The organism is Vibrio sp. 10N.222.48.A3 (assembly GCF_041475345.1).
Classification (GTDB): Bacteria; Pseudomonadota; Gammaproteobacteria; order Enterobacterales; family Vibrionaceae; genus Vibrio; species Vibrio tasmaniensis_A.
Window position 1 is genome coordinate 1 of sequence record NZ_JBFRVX010001365.1, and the last position, 390, is coordinate 390.

At 45.9% G+C, this 390-nt stretch carries 1 protein-coding gene; it reads left to right on the forward strand.

Annotated elements, in window-relative coordinates:
• The coding region (locus AB4653_RS26390; RefSeq protein WP_372105703.1) for an SLC13 family permease at positions 1-390 on the forward strand (390 nt) is incomplete at both ends.

Sequence of the window (390 nt, forward strand, 5' to 3'; positions counted from 1 at the left end):
ATCTATTTTAACGCCGGTACTGGCTGTGTTTGGCCCGAAAGACCCCGGTCGTATAGCGTTTGCGCTTTGTATCCCTGTTGCCGCTAACATCGGTGGCATTGGTACCCCGATCGGTACCCCGCCGAACGCTATCGCACTTAAATATTTAGTTGGCGACAACCTAATTACGTTCGGTGAATGGATGGCATTTGGTGTGCCGTTTGTCGTTATTATGATGGCGTTAGCGTGGTTTTTAATAGGCTTTATGTACAAAGCTGACCAAAAGAAAATCGAGCTAAGCATCAAAGGTAAATTCCTTAAAACACCCAAAGCCATTGCGGTATACGTCACTTTTGCGCTGACCATCATTCTTTGGTTAATGGGCTCAAGCCATGGCATGAACTCTTATAC